Source organism: Legionella septentrionalis (assembly GCF_003989745.1).
Classification (GTDB): Bacteria; Pseudomonadota; Gammaproteobacteria; order Legionellales; family Legionellaceae; genus Legionella_A; species Legionella_A septentrionalis.
Genome location: NZ_RZGS01000007.1, coordinates 1 through 25,253, shown reverse-complemented (window position 1 = coordinate 25,253; position 25,253 = coordinate 1). Strand labels below are relative to the sequence as shown.

Below are 25,253 nucleotides of genomic sequence, written 5' to 3'. Positions count from 1 at the left end.
AGGCAGAATATTGGCTAAAATCCGCATGAAGAATGCAGAACACTCTATTTGTCCAGTGAATGTGGGCGGCCATTATTTAGGCAGGAATTATTTAGTGCGAGATAACGGCAATAATCGGGCTGCTAGCTGCTTGTAGGTGCAGCAAGCAATTCATCCAGTAGCCGGCTTGCCCCTAGACGAAACCACGTTTTATTTACAGGCAAACCGATCATGAATTCTGCCAAAGCTGCATACTGCAGCGCTTGTTCTTTGGTTTTTACCCCACCGGAAAGCTTGATGCCGCATGGTTTTCCACTTTCCTTAATTGCAGAAAGAATGGTAAATGCTGCCGACAAAGTAGCGCCTTGTGCGGTTTTTCCAGTAGACGTTTTTAAAAAATCGCAACCTTGGGCGAGGATATCTAAACAAGCTTCATAAATCAGGGCCATGGACGGAAAAGCTCCGGTTTCCAGAATGACCTTGAAAATGACTTGATGGCGCTTACACAATTCATAATTTTCTTTGACGGCTTGTAGCGCAAGCTTTTGATTACCATGCAAATAATTTTGGTAAGGGAAGACATAATCAATTTCATCGGCATGAAGCTTAATGCTTTGTATAATGGTCTTTAACACATCTTCTTGCACTTCATCGCCTGCAGGGAAATTAGCTACTGTTGCACGTGTAATTCCCGTTGTCGCGGGGATATGGTGCAAGTGTTGCGGTAAAACACAAATTGCAGCAACCTCATGTGTTACTGCAATTTGCGCCAGATTTTCTATGGCGTGCGGTTGTGCTTTTTCTTCGAGCAGAGTGAGATCAAGCACAGAAATGATCTCGCGCGCCGATATGGAGCGCATCGGATTTTTAAGTATTTTCTCTAAATACTGGGTTAATTCTTGTTCCAGCTTCATGCCAAATCTTTAATTAAACGCTTGAGCAATATATTTAATTTTTCCGCAGCTTGCGAAGCCATTAAGACTACTGCTTCATGGCTGTGGCTGGTATTGGCAAGGCCTGTGGCGTAATTGGTGATGGTAGCAATGACAGCTACTTTCATCCCGCAGTGATTCGCCACCAATACTTCCGGGACTGTTGACATGCCCACTGCATCTGCTCCTAAAATACGAAAAGCACGTATTTCCGCAGCAGTTTCATAATTGGGTCCTAATACCGAAAGATATATGCCTTGATGTAACGAAATATTTTCTTTATGCGCCAACCGCAACAGCTTTTCCCGAAAATCAGCATCGTAAGCATTGTCCAACGGGTAAAAGCGGGGGCCAAATTCATCCTCATTGGGGCCTACCAAAGGGTTACTGGGTTGCAAATTGATGTGATCGGTAATTAACATTAATTCGCCAGGTCCCACGTCTTCACGCAGGGAGCCAGAGGCATTGGTGGCGAGAAAATAAGTACATCCCAGCAATTTTAATGTGCGCACATAAGTTTTTACAGCCTCATAACCTGTGCCTTCATAGGTATGGGCTCTTCCTTGCAGGCAAACGACCCCTATACCTCCTAGATAACCCAATACCAAATTTCCTCCATGTCCTTGTACGGTTACCTTAGGAAAGCCTGGAAGTTGTTCATAACTTATATAAACCGGGTTTTCTAATTGTTCAACTAAGCTGCCAAGGCCTGAACCCAGTACGATGCCAATAGTTGGCTTGAATTCGGGGGCAAGCTTTCTAATTTGTTCTGCCGCTAAATGGGCGTGAGTTACATTTTTGCTCGTCATAATTTTTTCCGATCAGGAGGATTTAAGCTAAATGCCAAAGGTAATAATTCATTTACGGTCAGAGCTTTCAAGACCGTTTGTTGATCACATAAATAAACACGGGTTTCAGGTTCGCAGAATTCATAAATTCGCTGGCGGCAAGCTCCGCACGGTGGACATAATTTATTATTCTTAGCCAGAATGACCATATTCTTGATTTTTCTCTGCCCGGCCGCAATCATTTGACATATGGCAGATGTCTCAGCGCATACCGTGAGCCCATAAGAACCGTTTTCCACATTTACCCCGGTGAAAATACTGCCGTCTTCGCTTTGCAAACTGCTGCCCACTGCAAATTTAGAGTATGGCGCATAGGCATGTTGCAATGCATGTGATGCAGCTTTGATCATGGCTTTAATGATGTCATTCATAAGGATTCCTTGTGAGGGAGGAAACTATACTAACATTGTCTTTTACAAACAAGTACGAGGGCTGATTAAAGAAGCCTCTTCATCTAAAACTTCCGCATGGGAAGATTCTGGCGTCAGATTAAGCGGGCAAGTGATTTCCTCCTCAGAAATGACAGGAAGGCGAGCTGTATGTTGTACTTCTTTTAATAACAAGTTTTCGCATAAGGTTGTGTAACTTTGGTTGATTCCCTCATCAGGCTTAAAGTCCAAGAAAGAATATTGCCCCCAAAAATAGAGTGCCGGTAAAGTAAGTAAATTGCCTAAAAAGACCGAGATAAGGAGCGTTAAAAAAGTAATTTGTGGAAACAAAAATCCTATAGTAGCAATCAGGGTGGTGATGACGCTGCTACAAGTCGTTAACACAGCATAACGCAAATAAGTTGCTTGTTTTTCGCTTGAATAACTGGAATTTTTTTCATGAACCGGATTTTGATATTTATGATATTCAGTGATAAGCCACATCACATTGCTGGCAGTGTAAAGCCAAGATGCCAATATCAGGATGGTGGGGAAAGCTATACAAATTACCGTGGCTACAGCACCGAGAAAAGCTGCGCCTTGGTATTGTTCTTTAAATTGAGCAAAACCATACCAAGAATCCTGTTTTTTGGGATGGTCGGGATAAAAAAGGGCTGCTAAAAACCAGGCTATATAACCAATTAAATAAGCCGTCAATGAAATTAAATTAAGAACCAAACTCAAGATGACGAAGGGTGCGGTTTTAAATCTGGATGTCATGAAACCCAATTTGGAAATAAGAAGGCCGCTTAGAAAAAAGAAACCGCTTAATTTATCCAGTAATGCTACCTGTTTCTCCAAATGATGCCCCCTGAAGGATTTTTTGCTTGATTTTAGTAAATTCAAATGCCAAATCAAGCAATTGATTAATTTGAAAATAATTTGAGCAATTCTTGGGGGAAAGGAATTATGTCAGGTGTTAAACAAATAACCGAATCCACGCACGGTTTTTACCCAGTCTTCCCCTTGCGGATTATGACCGAGTTTATTTCGCAAATTACTGATATGTACATCAATACTGCGGTCATAGGCGGTGTATTTTCGCCCTAAGGCATACTCCGTTAACTCTTCCTTGGAATAAGCTTGCCCTGGGGATTTTATAAGCATTTCCAAAATATTAAATTCAGCGTTGGTTAATTCCAGTAAATTACCGCCAATGGTAACCTGCCTTTTCGCACAATCCACCATGATATTTCCATGCTCAATAATAGGCCTGTTGGCCGGAGCTTTTTGGGTCCTTCGTAAAATAGCACGCAACCTTGCTATTAACTCACGCGGGTTACAAGGCTTTGACAAATAATCATCTGCGCCTATTTCAAGCCCAACGATACGGTCAATATCATCTCCGCGCGCGGTCAGCATTAATACCGGCGTTTCTATATGTTCGCGAATCGTCCGCAAGACTTCAAAACCATTCAGTTTAGGCAACATGACATCTAAAATAATGGCATCGTAAGGCTGATTCAGTGCTTTTTTAATGCCGGATTCACCATCATGCACACAGGTCGTGATGAATCCTTCCGGCTCAAGGTAGTGTGTTAATAGCGTAGTTAACTCTGTATCATCATCGACTATTAGGATTTTGCTGTTCATTGCGTTTTTCCTATCTCTTAGCCTATGGACAATTAAGATTCATTATTAGCAATAAAAGAGGATGCTGCGGTTTTTTCGCGACGATCATGACATTCCAACAGTTTGATTCGTCTGGCATCGGCATTGAGGATTTTAAATTCAAAGTCATCAATGGCGACAATTTCGCCTCGTTTGGGCAGATAACCAAAATTAGCCATGACGATACCGCCAATTGTGTCATAGGATTCATCGCTGAAATTTGTACCCAATTGCTCATTAAATTCCTCAATGGGCGTATGGGCTTTAATAATATAGTGTGCATCGCCATGGGATTTGATATAGGCTTCTTCATCGATGTCAAATTCATCTTCGATGTCGCCGATGATTTGTTCGATGATGTCTTCCAGTGTAACAAACCCGGCTACGGCACCATATTCATCCACGACAATGGCCATATGATTGCGGTTATTTTTAAATTCACCCAGCAATAAATCCAGCCGCTTGCTTTCCGGAACAAAGGTTACCTGCCGGGCAATATCTAAAACATCGAAAGTTTCACTTTGCCCATGAAAGCGCAGTAAATCTTTAGCATGCAAAATGCCGACTACATCATCCTTGCTATCTCCGGTTACCGGAAAGCGTGAATGTCCTGATTGCGTGACAATATCAATCACCTCGTTTAATTCAGCATCTTGCGGTACGCAAGTCATTTGCTTTTTAGGAAGCATAATGTCCCGGACTTTCATTTGGGAAAATAAAATAACGCCTTCTATCATCGCAAGCGTTTCGGCATCGATCAAAGAGCGAATTTGCGCATCGCGCAACAAGCTTATTAATTCTTCTTTGTTTTGAGGCTCAAGCTGTAAAAATTGTTTTAAGCGCATGAACCAACTCGTCTCATCATCCTTATTCAATTTTTATTTTCCTCTGCATGATAGGGATCTTCAAAACCAAGCTGGGCCAGTAATTTAGTTTCAATAGCCTGCATGAGACAAGCATCTTCTTCCTGTATATGATCATACCCAAGCAAATGCAATGTGCCATGAATTACAATATGTGCCCAATGTGCAATTAATGGTTTATTTAATGTTTGGCTTTCTTGTGCAAGAACAGCAGGACAAATAATGACGTCGCCAAGTAAAGGCAGCTCCAGTTCAATAGTTTGCGGCAGAGTGGCCGGGAAAGCAAGAACATTGGTTGGGGCATTTTTACTGCGGTAAGTGTGGTTAAGATGAGTCATTTCATCAATATCCACGAATCTTAACGTCAATTCCGCAGTCGTTTTTTCCGAGAGCGCCAACTCAACCCACTGCAATAATACGTGTTCGGGAACAGGAAGAGGAGTGGCGCACGCATCTTGAATATCAACATGGTAATTCATTTCTTAGTATCCTTGCTCCCTTCCTCGTAACTGTCGATAATTTTTGCAACCAAAGGATGCCTGACCACTTCGCGGCTGGAAAATTGATAGATACCTATTCCTTCAATTGCTTTCAGCAATTGAATGGCGTGTGGAAGGCCAGAATCAGTACCTTTTGGCAAATCCACTTGCGTGGTATCGCCGGTTACTACAGCTTTGGAACCGAAACCGATACGGGTTAAGAACATTTTCATTTGCATAATGGTTGTATTTTGTGCCTCATCCAGAATGATGAACGCTTCATTTAATGTGCGGCCGCGCATGAACGCAAGCGGCAGTACTTCGATTACATCGCTTTGTATTAATTTTTGTGCTTCCTTAAAGCCCAGCATTTCATAAAGCGCATCATAAATTGGGCGAAGATAAGGTAAAACTTTTTCAACCAAATCCCCAGGCAAAAATCCCAATTTTTCGCCAGCCTCAACGGCTGGCCGTACAAATACTAAACGTTGAACTTCGCCTTTTTCAAAGCTTTGAATAGCCTTCGCCACAGCCAAGTAAGTTTTGCCTGTGCCGGCAGGGCCTACGGCAAATGTCAGATCATAGTGATCAATGCCTCCCAGATACTCAGCTTGTTTGGCATTGCGTGGCAAAATACTTTTACGATTCAAGTAAATTTGGTTGGTCATTTTGGTGCTGTATTCCTCATGGTCCAATTGAGACATAATGATTGATGTGGTGATTGGATGTTTTGCCAATGCATGCAACCTGATCAAAGTTCTCTTCGCGGATTGTATATTTGCTTCCGAGTCGCCTCTCAATTCAATCGCATTGCCCTTAGGCTTGATGATGATTTTAAAAATCCGCTCAAGTGTTGTTATATTCTGATGCAATGAACCGCATAGGTTGGCGAGTTCCAATGCATTGAAGGCAGGTGTTTCCAGTAAATCCTTAAAAAGTGTACTACTCAATGTTTATTTAAAAGTTAATGAATCTACTTATAGGATAGTGCATGGATTTGCTGTTTCGCAAGTGAATTGCTGATTTAAGGAATAATCTGATATTTTTATTTTCATCAAGTATAATCGTTAATTATAAAGCTATACTCTTTTTTTCTAATGTGTACTAATTATGATTGACCTGCATTGCCACAGTTGTTTTTCCGATGGATTGTTAAGCCCTGCAGACTTGCTTGCGAAAGCAATTCACGCGAAGGTAAGGCTATTGGCTCTTACTGACCATGACAGCGTGGCAGGACTTAATTTATTAAATGAAGCTGCTTTTGCTAAGGATATTCAAATCGTCAATGGCATTGAGCTTAGTGTGCGTTGGAAGAAACATGACATCCATATCCTGGGGTTAAATATTAATCCGAAAGACACAGTCTTGACTGCATTAATTGCGAAGCAGCACGACAGCCGGCAAGTTCGTGCTCTGCAGATTTCTGAGTGTTTGTCGCATTTAGGGATACAAAATGCTTACCAGAAAGCCTGCGACATAGCAGGACATGGTGCAGTGGGCAGGCCGCATTTTGCGCAGGTTTTAGTAAATGAGGGAATTGTTAAAGACATCCAAACTGCCTTTAAGCGATTTTTAGGGCGCGGAAAGGGGGCTTATGTGCCCACGCCTTGGTGCAGCGTTGAAACGGCAGTAGCAGCGATCACCCATGCAGGCGGACAAGCAGTGATTGCCCATCCGCTGAAATATAAATTAACCCGCTCCAAGTTGCATGACTTGATCAGTGTTTTTAAAAGTGCAGGCGGTGAGGGGATGGAAGTAATATCCGGCGGGATGACTTCAGTGCAAATTAATGAGTTGGCTTCATTATGCGAGCGATTTAAATTATACGCTTCCACCGGGTCGGATTACCATGGAGATGCCATATCGAACACAAATCTTGGCCAACAGCAACAATTACCGTTAAACTGTACGCCTATCTGGCATAAATGGAATACAACTTTTTTGTAAACAGTAGAGATAATTTCCGATGTTTTAAGCTTCTGTTAAGCTTTTCACCGAATTCATTTCTAATGTTTCTTTAAGGTTAACAGGGGATATTATGAGTCAGTTTTTTGCAATACATCCTGATAATCCACAATCAAGGTTAATCCGCCAAGCAGTAGGGGTTATTGAAGAGGGGGGCTTGATTGTTTACCCCACAGATTCAGGCTATGCACTCGGCTGCGCATTGGGTAATAAATCAGCGCTCGATCGCATTCGGGATTTGCGGCAATTGGATAAGAACCACAACATGACTTTGGTTTGCCGGGATTTATCGCAGATTGGTACTTATGCGCGGGTAAGCAATCCCATTTTCCGATTGTTGAAAGCGTTCACCCCGGGCCCTTATACCTTTATTTTAAATGCAACTCGAGAAGTGCCGCGACGTATGTTGCATCCAAAACGTAAAACGTTGGGCCTGCGCATACCGGAAAATACGATTACCCTAGCGTTACTGGAAAGTTTGGATGCGCCTTTGATGAGCACTACATTGATATTGCCCGGCGCCAAAGCTCCATTAAGCGAGCCTGAGTCTATTCGGGATGTCTTGGGTAACCAAATTGATTTAATCATTGATGGGGGAAATTGCGACCAGCAACCGACTACGGTAGTCGATTTGACCGGTGATTTCCCGGCAATCCTTCGCGAAGGCAGGGGAGATCCGACCCCATTTAAATAATTGCTGCGAAGACGTGGTAAACTAGCCGCGCATGTTACTAAAAATCGTCATATTGCCTGCGGCGTGTATAAGTTTATTTTGCTTTTATTTCGAGGATTTTGATGTCAGCTTTATTCAGTGCCAATAAACGAGTTGTTTCCGGGATGCGGGCCAGCGGCCCCTTGCACTTGGGTCATTATCACGGTGTGCTGGAAAATTGGTTAAAACTACAGCACCAATACGATTGCTTCTTTTTTGTCGCCGATTGGCACGGATTGACCACTCATTATGATGAACCGGGGCGCATGGAGAAATACATCTGGGATATGATTGTGGACTGGCTAGCTTGCGGCATTAATCCAAGCTTGTCTCGCGTATTTATCCAGTCATGGGTCCCAGAACATGCCGAATTGCATTTACTGCTTTCCATGATAACGCCGCTAGGTTGGTTAGAGCGGGTTCCCAGCTATAAGGAACAACAGGAAAAATTACGTGATAAGGATTTATCCACCTATGGGTTTTTGGGGTATCCTTTGCTGCAAAGCGCGGATGTTTTGTTGTACAAGGCTAATTTTGTACCCGTAGGTGAAGATCAAGCGCCGCATGTGGAGCTTATTCGAGAAGTAGCAAGGCGCTTTAACTATATTTATGGTCGTGAGCCCAATTTTGAAGCTTTAGTCAATGATGCCATAAAAAAAATGGGTAAAAAGAATGGTAATCTTTATATTGAATTGCGTAAAAAATTCCAGCAAGAAGGTTGCCATGAATCATTAAATACGGCACAAGCTTTGCTTGCCAACCAACTGAATTTATCTTTGGGAGACAAGGAACGCTTATTGGGTTATCTGGATGGCTCAGGAAAAATTATTTTACCCGAACCGCAACTGCTGCTTACCGAGCATGCGAAAATGCCAGGTCTTGACGGCAACAAAATGTCAAAATCGTATAACAATACGATTACCTTGCGCGATACGCCCGAACAGGTTGAAAAGAAAATTCTTACCATGCCTACTGATCCAGCACGGGTGAAACGCACGGATCCAGGCGAGCCGGAACGCTGTCCTTTATGGCAATTTCATAAAGTTTATTCAAATGAAGAGGTAAAAGACTGGGCACAGACGGGGTGTCGTACGGCCGGCATTGGTTGCATCGATTGTAAACGCCCTGTGATCGATGCCATTAATCGGGAGCTTGCACCTATTCAGGCAGCAATCGGCGAATATGAATCTGATTTGGGTTCAGTAAAACGAATTATTGCTGAAGGCAGTGAGCAAGCTCGGGATGAAGCGAATAAAACCATGGAAGACATTCGGGAAGCGATGGGTTTGGATTACTGATGAGTGAATGCAGGGAAAGCTCTACTCATGTTGTTGCCATCGTGGAGGGTAAACCGCTCACTGAACTCCCCGGTGATTTGTTTATTCCTCCGGATGCTTTGGAAGTATTACTGGATTCTTTCAGTGGGCCTTTGGATCTCTTATTGTATCTAATCAGGCGGCAAAACATCGATATATTGAATATTCCCATCACGCTCATTACGCAACAGTACATGCAATACATACAGCTCATGAAGGAAAGACGCCTGGAATTGGCAGCGGATTATTTGGTAATGGCCGCCTTGTTGGCAGAAATAAAATCAAGGATGCTATTGCCGCCGGTTGTGGGTACACAAGATGAAGAAGCCGATGAAGATCCACGCATGACGTTAGTCAGGCGTTTGCAAGCTTATGAGCAGTTTAAAAAAGCAGCAGCTTATATTGATGCCTTGCCTCGTTATGAGCGCGATGTCTTTCAGGTGCATCTTGCTGCTGAAGTCGAAGCGATAACAGCTTACCCAAGCATTGAACTGGCTCAGTTGGCTGCAGTGATGACACAGCTTTTAGAGCAGCAATCGCATTTGTTACAACATCAAATAATTAAAGAGCCTTTATCAGTACGCGATCGCATGAATAAAATTTTAGCAGGTTTGCAGGATAGAGCTTTAGTAGAAATTTGCACTTTCCTAAGCCATGATGAAGGGCGTGCCGGTTTAGTGGTTACTTTACTGGCTACCTTGGAATTATCCAGGCAATCCTTGGTGATTATCATGCAAGCCGATGCATTTGCGCCTATTTATCTCAAGGCACCACACCATGGATAAAGCTGAACTAAAATTAATTATCGAAGCTTTATTGATGAGCAATGGCCCGCTTACACTGAATAAAATGTTAGAAGCTTTTGAAGAGGAAAATAAACCGAATGTTGAGCAAATCCAAGCGGCCATTCATGCGCTTAGTGAAGATTATAAACACAGGGCCATAGAATTAAAGCATCTGCCAGGGGGGTATTGCCTGCAAACCCGGATGCGTTTCAGTCCGTGGATAGCAAGATTGCTTGTGGAAAGGCCGGCTAAATATTCGCGTGCTTTATTGGAAACCTTAGCCATTATTGCTTATCGGCAGCCGGTTACGCGTGCGGATATCGAAGATGTGCGCGGGGTTGCAGTAAGTACTTCAATTTTAAAAACGCTATTGGAGAGGGAGTGGATTCGCATAGCAGGTCATCGCGACGTTCCTGGCAAGCCGGCTGTTTATGTAACAACCAAGGGATTTCTTGATTATTTTAATTTACAAAGTCTTAATGACTTACCAACTTTAGAGCAAATGATCCATCATGAGTAATGAACGATTACAAAAAATTTTAAGCCAGGCCGGTTTGGGTTCCAGACGTGAAATGGAACGCTGGATTGAACAAGGGTTGATTGAAGTTAATGGCGTACCAGCCAAACTGGGCGATGTGGCTTCGGCCGAAGATAAAATCAGCGTACGCGGCCGCTTGATTGCAAATCCCTTGAAATTGGCACAGAAAACACGCATATTGCTTTATCACAAGCCTGTTGGTGAAATTTCAAGCAGGCATGATCCGAAACATAGCAAAACCGTATTTGATAATTTGCCCGTGTTAAAGCAAGGACGTTGGGTGCAAGTGGGGCGCTTGGACATTAATACATCCGGTTTATTAATTTTTACGAATAACGGTGAATTGGCCAATCGCTTAATGCATCCTAAATACGAGCTGGAGCGGGAATATGCGGTCAGGGTCCGTGGAGAAGTCAGCGCCGAAGCGATTAGGAATTTACAAAAAGGCGTACAATTGGAGGATGGGTTTGCCAAATTCAAAAAAATTGAATTCCGCGGCGGAGAAGGTTCCAACACTTGGTATCATGTTGTATTAAGTGAAGGAAGGAATCGTGAAGTGAGGCGGCTATGGGAATCGCAAGGTGTTGAAGTGAGCCGTTTAATTCGCATACGCTATGGAAAATTGTACATGCCTCGTTCACTTGCACGGGGACAGTTTACCGAATTGTCCCCGCGTGAGGTGGATTCGTTTCTGGCAAGCTTATAAAGTTTGTCGCCGTAGTAAGCAGTTTGAGATTTAAAATGAGTAAAAGACGGAATCAAGTAACCAAAATCCCCGTACAGGCTGTTATTGAAAAATTAAGTCACGATGGGAGAGGCATTGCCCGCATTGAAGGTAAGACTACTTTTGTACAAGGTGCGCTTTCAGGAGAAACAGTTACTTTTGAATATTTGCGGCAAAAAAAAGATTTTGATGAAGGCAAATTACTCTCCATTATGGAGCGCTCCCAAGATCGCAGCGAACCTGCTTGCTCGCACTACGATTTATGTGGCGGCTGTTCTTTGCAGCACTTGCATGAAGAAAAGCAAATTGTTGAAAAACAAATGCAGCTTGCTGACTTGTTGAGTCGTATGGGGCATGTTGAGCCTAAGTATTGGCTGCTACCATTAACTGCGCAAGCATGGAATTATCGTAATAAAGCCCGCTTGAGTGTGCGCTTCGTAGAAAAAAAACAAGCCACGCTGGTGGGGTTTCGTGAAAGAAACAATCCGCGCTTCATTACAGAAATTCATCATTGTCCGGTTTTAAATGCCAAGGTGGATGCCAATATCAGCGTTTTGCGCACATTATTGGCTGCCTTTTCTGATCCGCACTCCATTGCTCAAGTGGAGGTGGCTGCCGGGGACGAAGATGTTGCTTTAATTTTCCGCAACCTATCCCCTTTAAGCATAGATGATGAAGTAAAATTGCAACAATTTGCCAAGGACACAGGATTTAAGATTTTCTTGCAGCCTGGAGGACCAGAGAGCGTATTTTTGTTTTATCCAAAAGAAGCGGGGGAATTTTTAACGTATGCGTTACCTGAGCAAGGTATTCGTTTTAAGTTTCACCCCACTGATTTTACCCAAGTGAATAGTTCGTTAAACCAAATAATGGTTAAACAGGCATTAACCTTATTGGATTTATGCTGCGATGACAAAGTGTTGGACCTTTTTTGTGGTTTAGGAAATTTTTCCCTGCCTATGGCTAAACTATGCCATCGAGTTGTGGGTGTGGAGGGAAGCCAGACTATGGTGCAGCGGGCTTCTATGAATGCAAAGTGCAACGCGATTGATAATACTGAGTTTTTTTGTGCCAATCTGGAAGACGAAGAAGCACTGGCTTTGCTGCGGCCCTACCAGTTTAATAAAGTATTGTTAGACCCACCGCGCACGGGTGCCCTAACCATTGTGCAAAATATCAATAAAATTGCGCCTCAGCGTATAGTTTACATATCCTGTAATCCAGCAACTTTGGCTCGTGATGCAGGTATTTTGGTTAAGCAACAAGGATATCAAATGACAGCAGCCGGAGTGATGGATATGTTCCCGCATACTGCTCATGTGGAGTCGATTGCATTATTTGAAAAAGGATAATGGCGTATGGTACGTGTGAAAGAAAATACCCTTTTGTTAGCTGATGGCAGCATTGATGTGGAGCAATGGCTGCATCATTTAGGCAGCAAAGGATATTTTCAAGATCTGGAACGATTGCGTACCGCATGTACATTGAGCCAGCTGGCAGGCCAAGATCACCCGACGGAGACGGGGGAGCCTTGTTTTCAGCAAGGGTTGGCGATGGCAGATGTATTGGCTGATTTGGAAGTCGACCACGAAACGTTAATAGCCGCTATCATTTATGAAACGGTTCATTACGCCGAACTGTCGATGGATGTGGTAGAAGAGCAACTTGGCAGCAACATCGCAAAATTGGTGAAAGGCATTGAAAAAATGAATGCCATTTCCAATCTTCGTGTGCTGGGTAAGTATCCGCAGAGCAAACATCAAATCGATAACATACGAAAAATGCTGTTGGCCATGGTAGACGATGTCCGCGTCGTTTTGATTAAACTTGCCGAGCGTCTCTGTGTCTTGCGATCTCTTGCCCCCATGTCGGAAGCCATACGAATACAAATGGCGACTGAGGCTATGGAAATTTATGCCCCGCTGGCCAATCGTTTGGGGATTGGTGCAATTAAATGGGAAATGGAGGATTTGGCATTTCGCCACCTCCATCCCGAAGACTATAAGGCCATTGCCAAAGGTCTCAAATCCAAGCGCTTGGAACGCGACCATTTTGTTAATGAAATTATTGAAGAATTAAATCAACACATAAAAAATTTAGGTTTTCAGCATTTTGCCGTATATGGCCGCTCCAAACACATTCACAGTATTTACCGCAAAATGCAACGGAAAAATGTATCGCTTGAAGAAATTTATGATGCAACAGCCGTGCGTATCTTAGTTGAAACAGAAGCTCAATGTTATGAAGTTTTGGGTTTGGTGCATGCAAAATGGCCACAGGTGGTTGCTGAATTTGATGATTATATTATTCATCCTAAGCCAAATGGTTATCAATCCCTGCATACTGCGGTAACGGGTAAAGAAGGGCGGGTGTTCGAAGTACAAATCCGTACCTTTAAAATGCATGAACAGGCTGAAATGGGAGTTGCTGCTCATTGGAAATATAAGGAAGGTGGTGTAGCACGTAAGGAAAGCCATGAACGTAAAATTGAATGGCTGCGCGACGTTTTGGCATGGCATCAGGAAATGGCAACGAACCAAGGTATTTCACCGGCCGTTGAAACCGAATTTCTTGAAGATAGGGTGTATGTGTTTACACCAGATGGCGATGTTTTGGATTTACCGCATGGTGTCACCCCGCTTGATTTTGCTTACCACGTGCACAGTGAGTTAGGGCACCGTTGCCGCGGGGCCAAGGTAAATGGGCATATTGTCCCTTTGACTTATAAATTGAAAACAGGAGACCGGGTTGAAATTTTAACGGGGAAAGAGGCACGCCCATCCAGAGATTGGATCAACCCACATTTAAATTATCTGAAAACTCCGCGCGCGAAAGCGAAAGTGTTGCACTGGTTTAAAATGCAGGATTATGATCGCAACCGCGATGAAGGGCGCGAAATTTTAGATCAGGAATTAAAAGCATTAGGGATCAAAACAGAGCGTTTACAAGACGTTGTAGTCTCCTTAAATTTTAAGAGCCTCGATGATTTATACGCAGCCCTAGGACGTGGCGATCTAAGGCTTGGGCAAATATTAAACCGCATTACTCCCGCTGAGCCGCAAGAGGTTGCCATCCAAAATATTGTAAAACCCCAGCTCAAACCCGAGGTATCCGGCAGTGATTTACGTATAGAAGGCGTGGGGAATTTATTAACTCATATGGCAAGATGCTGTCAACCGGTGCCAGGGGATGCGGTAATTGGCTACATTACTTTGGGCAGAGGCGTGTCTGTACATAGACAGGATTGCCCCAACATCATCCATGCGGGCGAAAGGCAACGGCAACGTTTTTTACAAGTGAACTGGGGAAGTACCACACGCGAGCATTATGTCGTTGATATCTTAATACGAGCGTTTGATCGAACCGGTTTACTGCGGGATATCACTTCTTTACTGGCGAATGAAAAAGCACATGTATATTCTTTGCAGACACAAATTAACAAACAAGAAAATACTTCATTTATTACGCTCACGGTAGAAATTGATGGTTTAAACAGTTTATCTCGATTATTAACCCGGCTTGAGCAAGTTCCAAATGTTTTGGAGGCACGCCGCCAAGTCTGAGTCATTTTTATTCTTAATTCAAACTCTTAGGTCATTTTGCTTCATAAAAAAATCATTTGATCAAAATATAATCATTTGTTAAGATGCCGATCTAAATTATTGTCTTAATGAATTGATTATGCACAGCAAACAAAAGATTGAAACCAGCCAAGAAACCCTTCCAGCGAAGCGCAACAAAAAAGTTCCAGAGAAATATAAGGAATATCAAGAAACCTTAAAAAAACAGAGAAGAACTGGAAAGAAAATAGCAGAACAGGAACAAACCAAGTCTATAGAACTAAAAGTAACCGCAGCTGTAAGAGGATTGGCTCAACAATCATTGTTTGCAGACAAAGCCAAGGAAACCCAACCTGAGGGTATTAAAAAGCAAAGAAAAAGGATTGCCATCTCGGCGGAACACAAAGTGATGAAGCAGCTTGATATAACCAACATGGATGCCAAAGACTACATCCATTCGCCCTACGATAAACCAGATTTGTTTAAAGTAAAGCGCGTGGACGTCATCGATAGCTTTGGACTTTTTGCGGTTGAAGATCTTTCCCCAGAAAAATGCATTGCGGAATACACCGGGAAGATTTTTACTCCAGAAGAATTCCAGCAATTTCTTGATAAAAACGAAAAAATGGACAGCAATTATGCCATGGAAATTGGAAAGAAAATTATCGATGCACAAGTTAGCGGGGGCTTTGGCCGTTATATCAATTGTTCTGAATGTCAACCAAACGTTGAATTTAGAAATTTTAAGGATGAGCGGGTGCTTATCTATACTAGTCAAGGCATTAAAAAAGGGGAGCAGCTTTTAGTTGCTTACAATGTATATAACGAACAGGCTGCCCAGCATCATAAATTTCTTAACCCGCAAGATGGCCATCTATCGACTGCTGAATTTCTGCAAAAGCATATAAAAAGTTATACGCTCAGTGTGTTCCCTTATCACTGCACGCCCCTTAAAAAACAACAAAATGTGTATGAAACCCGCATTGGACAATGCGTTTCCCAACAGAAACTGTTGTCTGCTCAATCCAATTTGGCAAAAGATGAAGTCAATTTCCCATACCTTGCTTTAAATCAAAACCATGAAATCATCGATGCCAGGGAAATAGATATGGTAAATCCCCTGATGTTGGCCAGTTTCCTGGGTCAGGTAGACAATGTAAATTGGTTGCTGGAGCACGGTGCCAATATGAATGCCCAGCAAAATCATTCAGGTTATTATCCGTTGTTTTTTACTTTAGAAGGCTATAAAACTGCAAAGCAAAAAGATAATTATCTTAAAATTTTAAATTTGTTAATTAGCAAAGAAGCGAATCTAGCCATTTACGATAAAAATGAAGAAACATTTTTCCATAGAGCAGTACAAAGCCTGGAAGCCAAGGATTTGGAATTTATTTTAAACGCTTGTGCCAAAAGAACAGGAGCTACGACTTGGTTTCAATATGTTGATAAAGACAACCATGATTTAGTGACTCGCGCACTGGCAAATCATGAAATCGAGAAAGTTTTAGTTTTGTTAAAATTCTACCCAGATTATTTTCAGGACAATTTCGAAGCAGACGATTGCGAACAATCGTTGATTCAAGAAAAATTTACAGAAATTTTAGGTTCTCTGCCGCTGGAAAAATACAGAAAGTTTTTCAAAGGACTCCAAAATCTGGAAATCGAGGTTGAGGATTATTTTTCCCAGTCAAAAATCTTGTTTAAAAAATAATCCCCAAGGCAACAGCTCGTCCTTCACTTAATAAAATATTAAAGGTACGGCTTGCTGCTCCAATATTCATGCATTCCAGGCCGATTTTTAATTTGGATAAATGTTGCAAAACTTCGACAGGCGGTTGAGCACCGCCTGTGTTGTGACCAATTACAATGACTTCGGGCTGGAGTACTAGTAAAGGCTCTAGAATGGCAACATTTAGTTCACGAATGGTTTGCGGCCGCCAATCAGCATTTATTGTTTCCCGACTTACCCAAAGGTTTTGTGTATAAACCACAGAATTAATTTTAATTTCTGTTTCCGAATAGCCTTGAATACTGTGCTTGTCTCTTTGTTCACGTGTAATTTGCATGGTTTTTAATCGTTCAATAATTTATACTGCTTCCGCGTTAACACTGTATACATTATATCACAGAGGTCAATCATCATGAGTCAATTCCCCCGAATTAAGCGCTTACCTCCTTATGTGTTTAATACCTTAACACAGCTTAAATCCGAGGCGCGGGCGCGGGGTGAAGACATTATTGATTTTGGCATGGGCAATCCTGACCAACCTACACCACAGCACATAGTAGATAAATTAATCGAAACTGCAAAACGGCCAGACACCCACCGTTATTCCATGTCCAAGGGTATTCCGCGTTTGCGCCGCGCAATGGCAGGTTGGTATCAAAGAAATTATGGCGTTGCCCTGGATAGTGAAAAGCAAGTGCTGACTACCATTGGTTCAAAAGAAGGGTTGGCCCATTTGGCATTGGCTATTTCCGGTCCGGGTGATACGGTGATAGTGCCCGATCCAGCTTATCCAATCCATACGTATGGATTTGTCATTGCCGGAGCTAACGTCAAGCAAATCCCTTTGCTTAATGAGGCGCAGTTTTTACAAGCGGTCGAGGAAACCATTGCGCAAACCTGGCCAAAGCCTAAAGTTTTGGTCATTAATTTCCCTTCCAACCCAAGCGCTCACTGCGTCGACTATGAGTTTTTTGAGCAAGTGGTGGCTTTGGCCAAACGGCACCATATTTGGGTAATTCATGATTTAGCCTACGCTGATATCGTTTTTGACGGGTATAAAGCACCTTCCATTTTGCAAGTTCCTGGCGCGTTTGATGTAGCCGTGGAAACTTACTCTTTATCCAAAACATATAATATGCCCGGATGGCGCGTAGGGTTTGTCTGCGGGAATGAAGAGTTGGTATCCGCTTTGGCTAGAATTAAGTCTTATTTGGATTATGGAACATTTACTCCAATTCAGGTTGCGGCCATTACTGCTCTTGAAGGAAGCGATGAGTGCGTGCATGAAATTAGGCGCATGTATGAGAATCGGCGCAATGTGTTATGCGATGGCTTGGAAGATATCGGCTGGCAAGTCGAGCGCCCCAGAGCCACCATGTTTGTCTGGGCAAAAATCCCGCCATTTTATCGGCATATGGGCTCGCTTGAATTCAGCAAGTATCTTTTGCAGGAAGCCTGCGTAGCAGTTTCTCCAGGAATTGGGTTTGGCCAAATGGGGGATGAATTCGTACGCTTTGGCCTCATTGAAAATACCCAACGGATACGGCAGGCACTGCGAAGCTTAAAGTTATTATTTAGACAGGATGGCTTTTTAAAGGCTGTTTAACATGGATGTCGTGATCAATGCAGAAATTCAAGATATCCCAAGAGAAAGCTTAGAACTTGTCTGTCGGGGAAATTTCTATCATCACGTGCTGACTTGCCTGGGCTATCCAGAAAGTTCTCCACCCATTGCTGATCTTTTAAGAAGACTTTATGGCCTTGCGGGAGAATGGCTTATGGTTTCTCCGGTGCATTGGCAAGCTAGCCACAATGACGCCATGATTCTGGCAAGCGGCCGTGAGATGCAGCTTTCCGAGGCAGAATCACAGCAATGGTTTGCAGTTTTAGGCGATTTTGTTGCGCCAGAAGGCATGACGGTTTATTACTGCGATCGATTTACGTGGCTGCTGCAAGCCCCAGGAAAGCCTTCGATACAGGCTAAGCCCGTGCAGCAGTTATTGCATCAATCGTTAATGCCGCAATTACGCAATCTGGATGCAAGTTTTTTTTGGCAACGTTTTATTACGGAAAGCCAAATGTTTTTCAGTGCTCATCCTTTGCACCAGAAAAACCCTGGACCAGCTGTAAATGGATTATGGATTTGGGGCGGGGGCATGCTCGATGCCCCCCAAACTCGTTTTATTCATTACAACAGTGAATTCACTTGCAATTTAGCCAAGCATTTATCAACGCAGGCAACCCCTTATCAATCTTCTCAACTGTTTGGAAAAAATGATTTGCTATTACTGGATGCCATTGATTCTAATCTACTTTTACAATTGCAATCGCAATTAAGAAAGGATACTGTCCATTGGTATTGGAATAATCTTGCATACACCACCCAAGCGAAATCCTGGTGGTCGCGTTTGTGGAGTTAATCATGCTTATTAAGCGCCGCGTATTGCCTTCTTATGCTTCATCTTTGGTTAACATCCATCCTGTTTTGCAACGGGTTTATGCTGCCCGCGGCATTATGAATGAGGAGCATTTGGATAAACGTTTAAACGCATTGTTGCCATTCCATACTTTAACAGACATCGATAAGGCTGCGACACGTTTAGAGCAAGCTTTGCGCCAGCAGCAGCGGATATTAATTATAGGAGATTTTGATGCTGATGGCGCAACTTCAAGTGCACTAGCAGTATCCGCACTACGTTCCATGGGGGCGCAACATGTCGACTTTTTGGTTCCCAATCGTTTTGAATTTGGCTATGGTTTAACAGCTGCCATTGTTGAGGTAGCTAAAAAATGGCACCCAGACTTAATTATCACAGTAGATAATGGTATTGCCAGCATCGATGGCGTCGCAGCAGCGAATGCAGCTGGTATAAATGTGCTCATCACCGATCATCATTTGCCGGCTGAGTCGCTTCCAGAAGCATGCGCTATTGTAAATCCTAATCAGGCCGGTGATCGATTCCCCAGCAAAACCATTGCAGGAGTTGGTGTAATTTTTTATGTAATGCTAGCACTTCGGCGTCAATTGAGTAATAGCAATTGGTTTGGCTCCATGGGATTGCCTGAGCCCAATATGGCGCAATTCTTAGATTTGGTCGCCTTAGGGACTGTAGCCGATGTGGTCGCGCTTGATCAAAATAACCGGATCATGGTAAATCAAGGGCTCATGCGCATCCGGCAGGGATTATGCCGTCCTGGTATGCAAGCGTTAATTGAAATTTCTGGAAGAAAGTGCCGGCAGTTGCGTGAAAATGACTTGGGTTTTGCCATTGCTCCCCGCTTGAATGCGGCTGGCAGATTGGATGACATGTCGTTGGGAATAGAATGCCTGTTATGTGAAGATTTTGAAAAAGCTCGCATGTTGGCTTTGCATCTTGACGAATTGAATGTCGAGCGTCGGAAAATTGAAGCTGAAATGAAAGATCAAGCCCTGGCTGCTTTGGATAAATTGTCAGGACAAGTAACGGGAAATGAAAGGCAACTCCCCGTTGCTTTATGTTTGTTTGACCCAACCTGGCACCAGGGCGTTATAGGTATCTTAGCCGGCCGCTTGAAAGAACGCTACCACAGGCCGGCTATTGCTTTTGCAGCCGTTAGTGAACAAGAAATGAAAGGCTCCGCGCGCTCTATCCCCGGCTTGAATATACGCGACGTATTAGCCGCTGTGGATAAAGATTACCCGGATCTTATTATTAAATTTGGCGGCCATGCCATGGCTGCGGGTTTAAGCATAAATCCAAATAATTTTTCCAAATTTGAGCAAGCAGTACTTAAAGAAGTCAGCAAGCATATTGATTTATCCCATTGCTATGGGGAAATATTAAGCGATGGCCCATTGGAGGTGCAGGATTTAAGCCTCAAACTGGCTTGCATGTTACAAGAAGCAGGGCCGTGGGGACAGCAATTTCCAGAACCTGTGTTTGATAATGTGTTTGAAATCTTGGAACAACGTTTAGTCGGGCAGCATCATTTAAAATTAACGCTGGTGCACGAACAAGGCAATGAGCCACTGGATGCCATTGCCTTCAATGTAGATTTAAATACCTGGCCAAATCATCGTGCGCGAAAAATCCATGCGGCTTATAAGCTGGATATTAACGAATACGGGGGACGCACGAAGTTGCAATTGGTCTTGTCTTGTCTGCAAGCAGTGGAAGCCCCAGCCTTTGCCTGATAGTGCTGCGTGATTGGCTTACGAACCATACTTGCAACGATGATGGCCACTCAGGAGCTCGTGCACGGATTTATTTTGGGTTCTAATCAAAAACCTGGTTTTAAGGATATGCCATGTTAGGGAAAATAAGCCCCGCTGCCATTTTTTTTCTGAGCACCACGCCCTGTTTTGCCGGTTTCTATGCAGGGGCGAGCATGGGGCCCGAAGGAGCTAGCTTTAAACAACGCTCCCATGTCACCAGGCTTGGCACCTTTGACGTAATCGACACAAATCATTTCGCTGGAACAGGTATGTTTGCTTCAGTGTTTGGTGGATACAGCTTAATTATTAATCATTTCTATGTGGCAGGGGAGGTGAATGCTAATCTTAGCTCGGTTCAATATGATTTAATCAATAAGGAATACATTCATCAAACTGTTTCTAAAACCTATTTTAAGGTTAAAAGTAGCGAAAGCGTCAGCATACTTCCTGGATACATGCTCGCATCCAATACCGTGCTGTATGGACGTTTAGGGTATGCCAATGGGCGGATAAAAATTGTGGAAGCGGATCCTACAATACATAGCCAGGCTAAAAACCGTAATGGGTTTAGATATGGACTGGGCCTTCGGCATGCATTGACGGCAAAACTGGCATTCATGCTTGATTACAGTCAAATTAATTACACAAGTCTTAAAAGCAGCGTATTTGAACCATTTGGCATGGTCGCAAAAACCACTAAAATTTCCCCGAATACGGCCCAAGTGGGATTTGGGTTAATTTATAATTTTGATGGCCCCCCCAATCCCTAGGGTACTGAGCTGCAAATTTTGTGACACTCCATAATTTACTTTTATTATTCAAACCCAAAGATGCTCCTGCCGCCGTATTGAGATGAAACGTCTTTTTCATGAGCAAGAATTTCATCCACGCTGGGGCCGCTAATAATGTGACGTTCTAGCGCGCGTGCTTGTTTATCCAGCCGCTTAATGGCATCTAATTTTTCGCTTTGACCAAGCTTTGCTGTTTCAAGCGCTGCCTTTAAGACGCGGATGGTTTCATCATAGACTTTGGTAGGCACCGGGAAAGGGTGGCGGTCTTTGCCGCCATGGGCTATTGAAAAGCGAGCAGGATCGGAAAATCTGTATGGGGCACCATGCATGATTTCAGCCACCATGGCTAGGGCGAGAACAGTCCTCGCACCTACTTTAGGCGTTAAAAGCAATTCTGAGAAATCTTGCGGGCCACGATCAATAGCAGCGGCGATGTTGCCATGCAAACGCCGCAAGGAAATATCCTCAGCTCTGACCTCATGATGCTTTGGCATAGCAAGGCAAGGGAAGGATAGCTGTTCTGTTGTTACGGTTATTGGCTTGGAGTGAGGTTGTCCACCTTGCGCTATTTCTGCAAGAATGCGTTCGGGAGAAAAGGTTTTCAACAGCTCAATTTGCGCGGTTCTTGACAGTTGGGCGCGTTGATCCGTAAGGTTGATAATATTGCCTTGATGATGTCCTTCGATGGCAGCATGTGGTGCATCAACGAAACTTTGCAGCCCCTCGGATAACCAATGATATCGCCGTGCTTGTTGGTTGGCAGCATTCATGCCTTGCTGGATGACGGTCCATTTTCCCTCATCGGTAACAATAAAGCCGTGCAAGTAAAGAGCAAATCCGTCCTGCACAGCCGCGCTATCAACTTTAGCCACAAGGCGACTGTATTGTGCAAGTTGCGCGCCGTCAAAGCCAGTTTTGCATCCTATTGCGACGAGTTCCTGCGGGGTTTGGCGCGAATATTTCCCTCTGCCCCCACACACGTGAATGCCAAGTTCTCGCGATAGCGGGGTCAAGCCGCGTTTAAGGGCGCCGATAACACTGGTGGTGATGCCCGATGAATGCCAGTCCATACCCATTACTGCACCGAAGGATTGAAACCAAAAAGGGTTGGCTAAACGCCGAAGAAATTCGTCGCGTCCGTAATGATAGATTATGGCTCGGCTTATGATCGTCCCCAATTTGGTCATGCGTTCGGCAAGCCATGAAGGCACTCGGCCATAATGCAAGGGTAAATTAGCCAAACCTGTTTTTTGAGCCATGATAATTTAAGACCATTGAGGTAAAGGAATTATAGTTGGCCGCGACTTTAATGACAAATTTTATACATAGTATGAAATTTATGCCTGGAGTGCCCGAAAATCAGACGGCTTCTTTGTGAAGCAGTCCGGCTTGTTGTGGGCTAGCTATTCTTATCATTCACTTGTGTTAAACTGGTTTTTTCTTCCCAAACAAACAACTTAATATTGGACATAACTCCAAGTACAAAAGCGAAAGGTAAACTTATACGTGCACTGGGCTTGGGTGCAGTGGTTATTTACGGAGTGGGGGATATCCTTGGCGCTGGCATTTATGCTTTGGTAGGAAAAGTTGCCGGGCATGCCGGGGCACTAACTTGGCTTTCTTTTGCTGTAGCGATGGCTATTGTCCTATTCACCGCCCTGAGTTATGGTGAACTCGTCAGTCGTTTTCCGAGAAGCGGCGGGGTTTCCGTTTATGTGCAGGAAGCTTTTGCGCATAAGTGGTTGTCCCTGTTGGTCGGGTTATTGTTGTTTACTGCAACCATTTTATCCATGTCCACCTTATCGCAGGCATTCGTGGGATATGTTCGGGCAATTGGCTTTTCAATCCCTGTTTGGCTTGGGATTTTTATTTTTTTAACTATTTTATTTCTTATTAATATCCGCGGCATTCAGCAATCTTCTATAGCGAATATGATCAGCACCTTCATTGAAATCAGTGGCTTACTTATTGTGTTAATTTGCGGGTTTTGGTATCTGACTTCCCAACCGGATAAGCGTGTAGTCGTTGACAGCTTCCCTTCAATAAAAGAATTGCTGCAGGGGGCTGCTTTAGCTTTCTTTGCATTCACAGGCTTTGAAGACTTGGCAAATATCGCAGAAGAAGTAAAGGATCCTAAGAAAAATTTGCCGCGTGCCATGCTTTATTCACTTGGAAGCGCGGGCATTTTATATTTGGGAGTAAGCTTCGTGGCTACTGCAATTGTTCCTGGCGCTGAGCTGAGCCAGTCCGATTCGCCCTTGGTGGATGTAGTCAGCAAATCCTATCCTGCCATGCCTGTTTTCATATTTTCAGTGATCGCTATTTTTGCGGTTACCAATACGACGTTATTAAATTACATCACGGCTTCACGGCTACTCTACGGGATGGCCGAAGCCCGTTTGTTGCCTGCATTTTTGCAAACGGTGCACCCGCGTTATCATACTCCGTACGTTGCCATTTTATTCATTTTTCCCATTGTATTCGGCTTGGGATTAACCGGCACACTGAAAGGATTAGCCGGTTCTACCAGTGCCATTGTCCTCACGGTTTTTTCTTTCAGCAGCGCGGCGTTAATAAAAACCAAGTTCAAGGAGAAAAAACAACAACACCGGACTCCTGTTTTCCGTGTACCTTTTTTTATTCCTTGTTTGGCAATTGCATTAAATGCAGCAGCAATCTGTTTTTTGCCCTGGGATAGTATTGTCATGGCGGCGATTTTATTAGCAGTTTGGCTTTTTTTGGTGGGTATGTTCCACTGGGTATATTCCAAATTCTAATGCTTAATCTACTTTTTGTTTTTATAGGCGTTTTTGCTGAATTGAAGAAAGCTTTAACTTTTAAGACGTTAACTTGCAACAATGAGCACTGCTAAAATAAAAGGAAAGTAAAAAGGCAGAGAGTCCTTATTGATAATCGGATAAGTAAAACATCAAAAGATATCTGTACATAAGAATAGAAAACCTTTGCTGTGGAGCTGTTTGCACGACTTGAATTTTGCTATTTTGCCCATATTACTTACACCAGAGTATATGATTGATGAGTACGGATAATTATGAACAAACCACTTGAGCCTGCTAACTTCCAAAGAAATCCCAGATTAAACGCCATCATGCAAATTATAAGCCGGGTTATTTTTACAGGCCGTTGGCTGCAGGCGCCTTTATACATAGGTTTATTGTTTATTTTGGCCGCTTATGTCTACCGTTTCCTGATGGAGCTTTGGCACCTCATGCAACATGTTAATTCTTCGGATAATACGCAGATCATGTTGGGAGTTTTAGATTTAATTGATGTGGTTATGATTGCCAACTTGCTTATTATGGTGATTTTGGGCGGTTATGAAACGTTCGTTTCCCGCTTAAATTTGGAAGCACACCCAGATCAACCTGAATGGTTGGATCATTTGGATGCAGGGGCCATGAAAATAAAATTAGCATTGGCTTTAATTGGAATCTCATCCATTCATCTTTTGCGCACGTTTATCGATCCGAGTAAACAAAGCACGGAAGCCGTTTTGTGGCAAGTAGTCATTCATCTAACCTTACTGGTTTCTGCGTTAACCATTGCCTTTACCAACAGGTTGCTGTTTAAACCGGAAAATCACTAGAGACGCTTTGGTGGAGGTGGGGGCTTGCTTAAGGTTCATCTCCACCGGTTAAATATTTATAACGCAATTCTAGGCAACGTCCCTAAAGTTTTTTAGACAAGATTTCATCTTAAATTGAGCACAAATTTTTCTATTTCACTTCGATCTACCCCCTCTCCCGCGATAGGAGCTTTGATAGTATGATGATGCCC

At 43.3% G+C, this 25,253-nt stretch carries 25 protein-coding genes; 15 read left to right on the top strand and 10 right to left on the bottom strand.

From position 1 onward, the window contains the following. Positions 1–122: 122 nt before the first annotated feature. The 8 genes from deoC to ELY11_RS03890 all read right to left on the bottom strand — a co-directional run bounded on the left by deoC (position 123) and on the right by ELY11_RS03890 (position 6,090). Positions 123–893 carry a deoxyribose-phosphate aldolase gene (deoC, locus tag ELY11_RS03925; protein WP_233579628.1) on the bottom strand — a complete coding sequence of 257 codons (771 nt, stop codon included), beginning with the start codon at positions 891–893 and terminating at the stop codon, positions 123–125. Continuing rightward, entirely contained in the window at positions 890–1,720 is an 831-nt protein-coding gene (locus tag ELY11_RS03920; RefSeq protein WP_126953520.1) for a purine-nucleoside phosphorylase, read from the bottom strand. Before ELY11_RS03920 ends, deoC begins: the two co-directional genes overlap by 4 nt. Then, positions 1,717–2,130 (bottom strand): cytidine deaminase, encoded by a 414-nt coding sequence (gene cdd / locus ELY11_RS03915; RefSeq protein ID WP_126953521.1) that lies wholly within the window; start codon positions 2,128–2,130, stop codon positions 1,717–1,719. Before cdd ends, ELY11_RS03920 begins: the two co-directional genes overlap by 4 nt. A gap of 42 nt (positions 2,131–2,172) precedes the next feature. Next, on the bottom strand, positions 2,173–2,988 hold the full coding sequence (locus ELY11_RS03910; RefSeq protein ID WP_127032565.1) for a hypothetical protein: 816 nt from the start codon (positions 2,986–2,988) through the stop codon (positions 2,173–2,175). A gap of 111 nt (positions 2,989–3,099) precedes the next feature. Next, entirely contained in the window at positions 3,100–3,780 is a 681-nt protein-coding gene (cpxR, locus tag ELY11_RS03905) for a two-component system response regulator CpxR (RefSeq protein ID WP_126953523.1), read from the bottom strand. A gap of 32 nt (positions 3,781–3,812) precedes the next feature. Further along, positions 3,813–4,673, bottom strand: coding sequence for an HlyC/CorC family transporter (locus ELY11_RS03900; protein WP_199737742.1), 861 nt, complete (start codon positions 4,671–4,673; stop codon positions 3,813–3,815). Next, entirely contained in the window at positions 4,670–5,140 is a 471-nt protein-coding gene (gene ybeY / locus ELY11_RS03895) for an rRNA maturation RNase YbeY (protein WP_126953525.1), read from the bottom strand. Before ybeY ends, ELY11_RS03900 begins: the two co-directional genes overlap by 4 nt. Next, positions 5,137–6,090 carry a PhoH family protein gene (locus tag ELY11_RS03890; RefSeq protein WP_199737744.1) on the bottom strand — a complete coding sequence of 318 codons (954 nt, stop codon included), beginning with the start codon at positions 6,088–6,090 and terminating at the stop codon, positions 5,137–5,139. Before ELY11_RS03890 ends, ybeY begins: the two co-directional genes overlap by 4 nt. A 160-nt stretch (positions 6,091–6,250) precedes the next feature. Here ELY11_RS03890 and ELY11_RS03885 point away from each other — a divergent pair, with 160 nt between their 5' ends. The 9 genes from ELY11_RS03885 to ELY11_RS03845 all read left to right on the top strand — a co-directional run bounded on the left by ELY11_RS03885 (position 6,251) and on the right by ELY11_RS03845 (position 16,451). Then, the gene (locus tag ELY11_RS03885) at positions 6,251–7,087 is read left to right on the top strand and encodes a PHP domain-containing protein (protein ID WP_127032564.1); all 837 of its coding nucleotides are present in this window, start codon (positions 6,251–6,253) and stop codon (positions 7,085–7,087) included. A 91-nt stretch (positions 7,088–7,178) separates the two neighbouring features. Next, a complete protein-coding gene (locus tag ELY11_RS03880; RefSeq protein WP_126953527.1) occupies positions 7,179–7,799 on the top strand; it encodes an L-threonylcarbamoyladenylate synthase in 621 nt (206 codons plus the stop codon). A 101-nt stretch (positions 7,800–7,900) separates the two neighbouring features. Next, positions 7,901–9,115: a tryptophan--tRNA ligase gene (locus tag ELY11_RS03875; protein WP_126953528.1), complete on the top strand. Its 1,215-nt coding sequence runs from the start codon at positions 7,901–7,903 to the stop codon at positions 9,113–9,115. Further along, on the top strand, positions 9,115–9,918 hold the full coding sequence (locus tag ELY11_RS03870) for a segregation and condensation protein A (RefSeq protein WP_126953529.1): 804 nt from the start codon (positions 9,115–9,117) through the stop codon (positions 9,916–9,918). The genes ELY11_RS03875 and ELY11_RS03870 overlap by 1 nt, the downstream gene beginning before the upstream one ends. Further along, on the top strand, positions 9,911–10,438 hold the full coding sequence (scpB, locus tag ELY11_RS03865) for an SMC-Scp complex subunit ScpB (protein WP_126953530.1): 528 nt from the start codon (positions 9,911–9,913) through the stop codon (positions 10,436–10,438). Before ELY11_RS03870 ends, scpB begins: the two co-directional genes overlap by 8 nt. Beyond that, positions 10,431–11,162 carry a 23S rRNA pseudouridine(2605) synthase RluB gene (rluB, locus tag ELY11_RS03860; RefSeq protein WP_126953531.1) on the top strand — a complete coding sequence of 244 codons (732 nt, stop codon included), beginning with the start codon at positions 10,431–10,433 and terminating at the stop codon, positions 11,160–11,162. Before scpB ends, rluB begins: the two co-directional genes overlap by 8 nt. A gap of 35 nt (positions 11,163–11,197) precedes the next feature. Beyond that, the gene (gene rlmD, locus ELY11_RS03855; RefSeq protein WP_127032563.1) at positions 11,198–12,532 is read left to right on the top strand and encodes a 23S rRNA (uracil(1939)-C(5))-methyltransferase RlmD; all 1,335 of its coding nucleotides are present in this window, start codon (positions 11,198–11,200) and stop codon (positions 12,530–12,532) included. A gap of 6 nt (positions 12,533–12,538) precedes the next feature. Continuing rightward, on the top strand, positions 12,539–14,743 hold the full coding sequence (relA, locus tag ELY11_RS03850) for a GTP diphosphokinase (RefSeq protein WP_126953533.1): 2,205 nt from the start codon (positions 12,539–12,541) through the stop codon (positions 14,741–14,743). Between the two features lie 118 nt (positions 14,744–14,861). Beyond that, positions 14,862–16,451, top strand: a complete 1,590-nt coding sequence (locus ELY11_RS03845) for an SET domain-containing protein-lysine N-methyltransferase (RefSeq protein WP_126953534.1) — start codon at positions 14,862–14,864, stop codon at positions 16,449–16,451. Here the strand turns inward: ELY11_RS03845 and ELY11_RS03840 are convergent. Continuing rightward, positions 16,441–16,806, bottom strand: coding sequence for an Mth938-like domain-containing protein (locus ELY11_RS03840; RefSeq protein ID WP_126953535.1), 366 nt, complete (start codon positions 16,804–16,806; stop codon positions 16,441–16,443). The genes ELY11_RS03845 and ELY11_RS03840 overlap by 11 nt on opposite strands. Positions 16,807–16,881: 75 nt before the next feature. Here ELY11_RS03840 and alaC point away from each other — a divergent pair, with 75 nt between their 5' ends. The 4 genes from alaC (at position 16,882) to ELY11_RS03820 (ending at position 21,434) form a co-directional block, all read left to right on the top strand. After that, positions 16,882–18,075 carry an alanine transaminase gene (gene alaC, locus ELY11_RS03835; RefSeq protein WP_126953536.1) on the top strand — a complete coding sequence of 398 codons (1,194 nt, stop codon included), beginning with the start codon at positions 16,882–16,884 and terminating at the stop codon, positions 18,073–18,075. Position 18,076: 1 nt separating this feature from the next. Further along, positions 18,077–18,889, top strand: coding sequence for a hypothetical protein (locus ELY11_RS03830; RefSeq protein ID WP_127032562.1), 813 nt, complete (start codon positions 18,077–18,079; stop codon positions 18,887–18,889). 2 nt (positions 18,890–18,891) lie between these two features. Beyond that, positions 18,892–20,643, top strand: a complete 1,752-nt coding sequence (gene recJ / locus ELY11_RS03825; protein ID WP_126953538.1) for a single-stranded-DNA-specific exonuclease RecJ — start codon at positions 18,892–18,894, stop codon at positions 20,641–20,643. Positions 20,644–20,756: 113 nt separating this feature from the next. Continuing rightward, positions 20,757–21,434: an outer membrane protein gene (locus ELY11_RS03820; protein ID WP_127032561.1), complete on the top strand. Its 678-nt coding sequence runs from the start codon at positions 20,757–20,759 to the stop codon at positions 21,432–21,434. 44 nt (positions 21,435–21,478) lie between these two features. Here ELY11_RS03820 and ELY11_RS03815 read toward each other — a convergent pair whose 3' ends face one another. Beyond that, complete coding sequence (locus tag ELY11_RS03815) at positions 21,479–22,714, bottom strand: DUF763 domain-containing protein (protein ID WP_127032560.1); 1,236 nt, start codon at positions 22,712–22,714, stop codon at positions 21,479–21,481. A gap of 204 nt (positions 22,715–22,918) precedes the next feature. On the opposite strand from ELY11_RS03815, the gene ELY11_RS03810 reads away from it, so the two are divergent. Together ELY11_RS03810 and ELY11_RS03805 are read left to right on the top strand one after the other, a co-directional pair. Then, positions 22,919–24,232 (top strand): APC family permease, encoded by a 1,314-nt coding sequence (locus ELY11_RS03810; protein ID WP_158615168.1) that lies wholly within the window; start codon positions 22,919–22,921, stop codon positions 24,230–24,232. A 332-nt stretch (positions 24,233–24,564) separates the two neighbouring features. Beyond that, the gene (locus ELY11_RS03805; protein WP_127032579.1) at positions 24,565–25,062 is read left to right on the top strand and encodes a TIGR00645 family protein; all 498 of its coding nucleotides are present in this window, start codon (positions 24,565–24,567) and stop codon (positions 25,060–25,062) included. Positions 25,063–25,253 lie beyond the last annotated feature (191 nt).

Bases quoted from the DNA above. Each gene is read 5' to 3' on its own strand.
- deoC (WP_233579628.1), bottom strand. From the start codon at position 893: ATGAAGCTGGAACAAGAATTAACCCAGTATTTAGAGAAAATACTTAAA.
- ELY11_RS03920 (WP_126953520.1), bottom strand. From the start codon at position 1,720: ATGACGAGCAAAAATGTAACTCACGCCCATTTAGCGGCAGAACAAATT.
- cdd (WP_126953521.1), bottom strand. From the start codon at position 2,130: ATGAATGACATCATTAAAGCCATGATCAAAGCTGCATCACATGCATTG.
- cpxR (WP_126953523.1), bottom strand. From the start codon at position 3,780: ATGAACAGCAAAATCCTAATAGTCGATGATGATACAGAGTTAACTACG.
- ybeY (WP_126953525.1), bottom strand. From the start codon at position 5,140: ATGAATTACCATGTTGATATTCAAGATGCGTGCGCCACTCCTCTTCCT.
- ELY11_RS03885 (WP_127032564.1), top strand. From the start codon at position 6,251: ATGATTGACCTGCATTGCCACAGTTGTTTTTCCGATGGATTGTTAAGC.
- ELY11_RS03880 (WP_126953527.1), top strand. From the start codon at position 7,179: ATGAGTCAGTTTTTTGCAATACATCCTGATAATCCACAATCAAGGTTA.
- ELY11_RS03875 (WP_126953528.1), top strand. From the start codon at position 7,901: ATGTCAGCTTTATTCAGTGCCAATAAACGAGTTGTTTCCGGGATGCGG.
- ELY11_RS03870 (WP_126953529.1), top strand. From the start codon at position 9,115: ATGAGTGAATGCAGGGAAAGCTCTACTCATGTTGTTGCCATCGTGGAG.
- scpB (WP_126953530.1), top strand. From the start codon at position 9,911: ATGGATAAAGCTGAACTAAAATTAATTATCGAAGCTTTATTGATGAGC.
- rluB (WP_126953531.1), top strand. From the start codon at position 10,431: ATGAGTAATGAACGATTACAAAAAATTTTAAGCCAGGCCGGTTTGGGT.
- rlmD (WP_127032563.1), top strand. From the start codon at position 11,198: ATGAGTAAAAGACGGAATCAAGTAACCAAAATCCCCGTACAGGCTGTT.
- relA (WP_126953533.1), top strand. From the start codon at position 12,539: ATGGTACGTGTGAAAGAAAATACCCTTTTGTTAGCTGATGGCAGCATT.
- ELY11_RS03845 (WP_126953534.1), top strand. From the start codon at position 14,862: ATGCACAGCAAACAAAAGATTGAAACCAGCCAAGAAACCCTTCCAGCG.
- ELY11_RS03840 (WP_126953535.1), bottom strand. From the start codon at position 16,806: ATGCAAATTACACGTGAACAAAGAGACAAGCACAGTATTCAAGGCTAT.
- alaC (WP_126953536.1), top strand. From the start codon at position 16,882: ATGAGTCAATTCCCCCGAATTAAGCGCTTACCTCCTTATGTGTTTAAT.
- ELY11_RS03830 (WP_127032562.1), top strand. From the start codon at position 18,077: ATGGATGTCGTGATCAATGCAGAAATTCAAGATATCCCAAGAGAAAGC.
- recJ (WP_126953538.1), top strand. From the start codon at position 18,892: ATGCTTATTAAGCGCCGCGTATTGCCTTCTTATGCTTCATCTTTGGTT.
- ELY11_RS03820 (WP_127032561.1), top strand. From the start codon at position 20,757: ATGTTAGGGAAAATAAGCCCCGCTGCCATTTTTTTTCTGAGCACCACG.
- ELY11_RS03815 (WP_127032560.1), bottom strand. From the start codon at position 22,714: ATGGCTCAAAAAACAGGTTTGGCTAATTTACCCTTGCATTATGGCCGA.
- ELY11_RS03805 (WP_127032579.1), top strand. From the start codon at position 24,565: ATGCAAATTATAAGCCGGGTTATTTTTACAGGCCGTTGGCTGCAGGCG.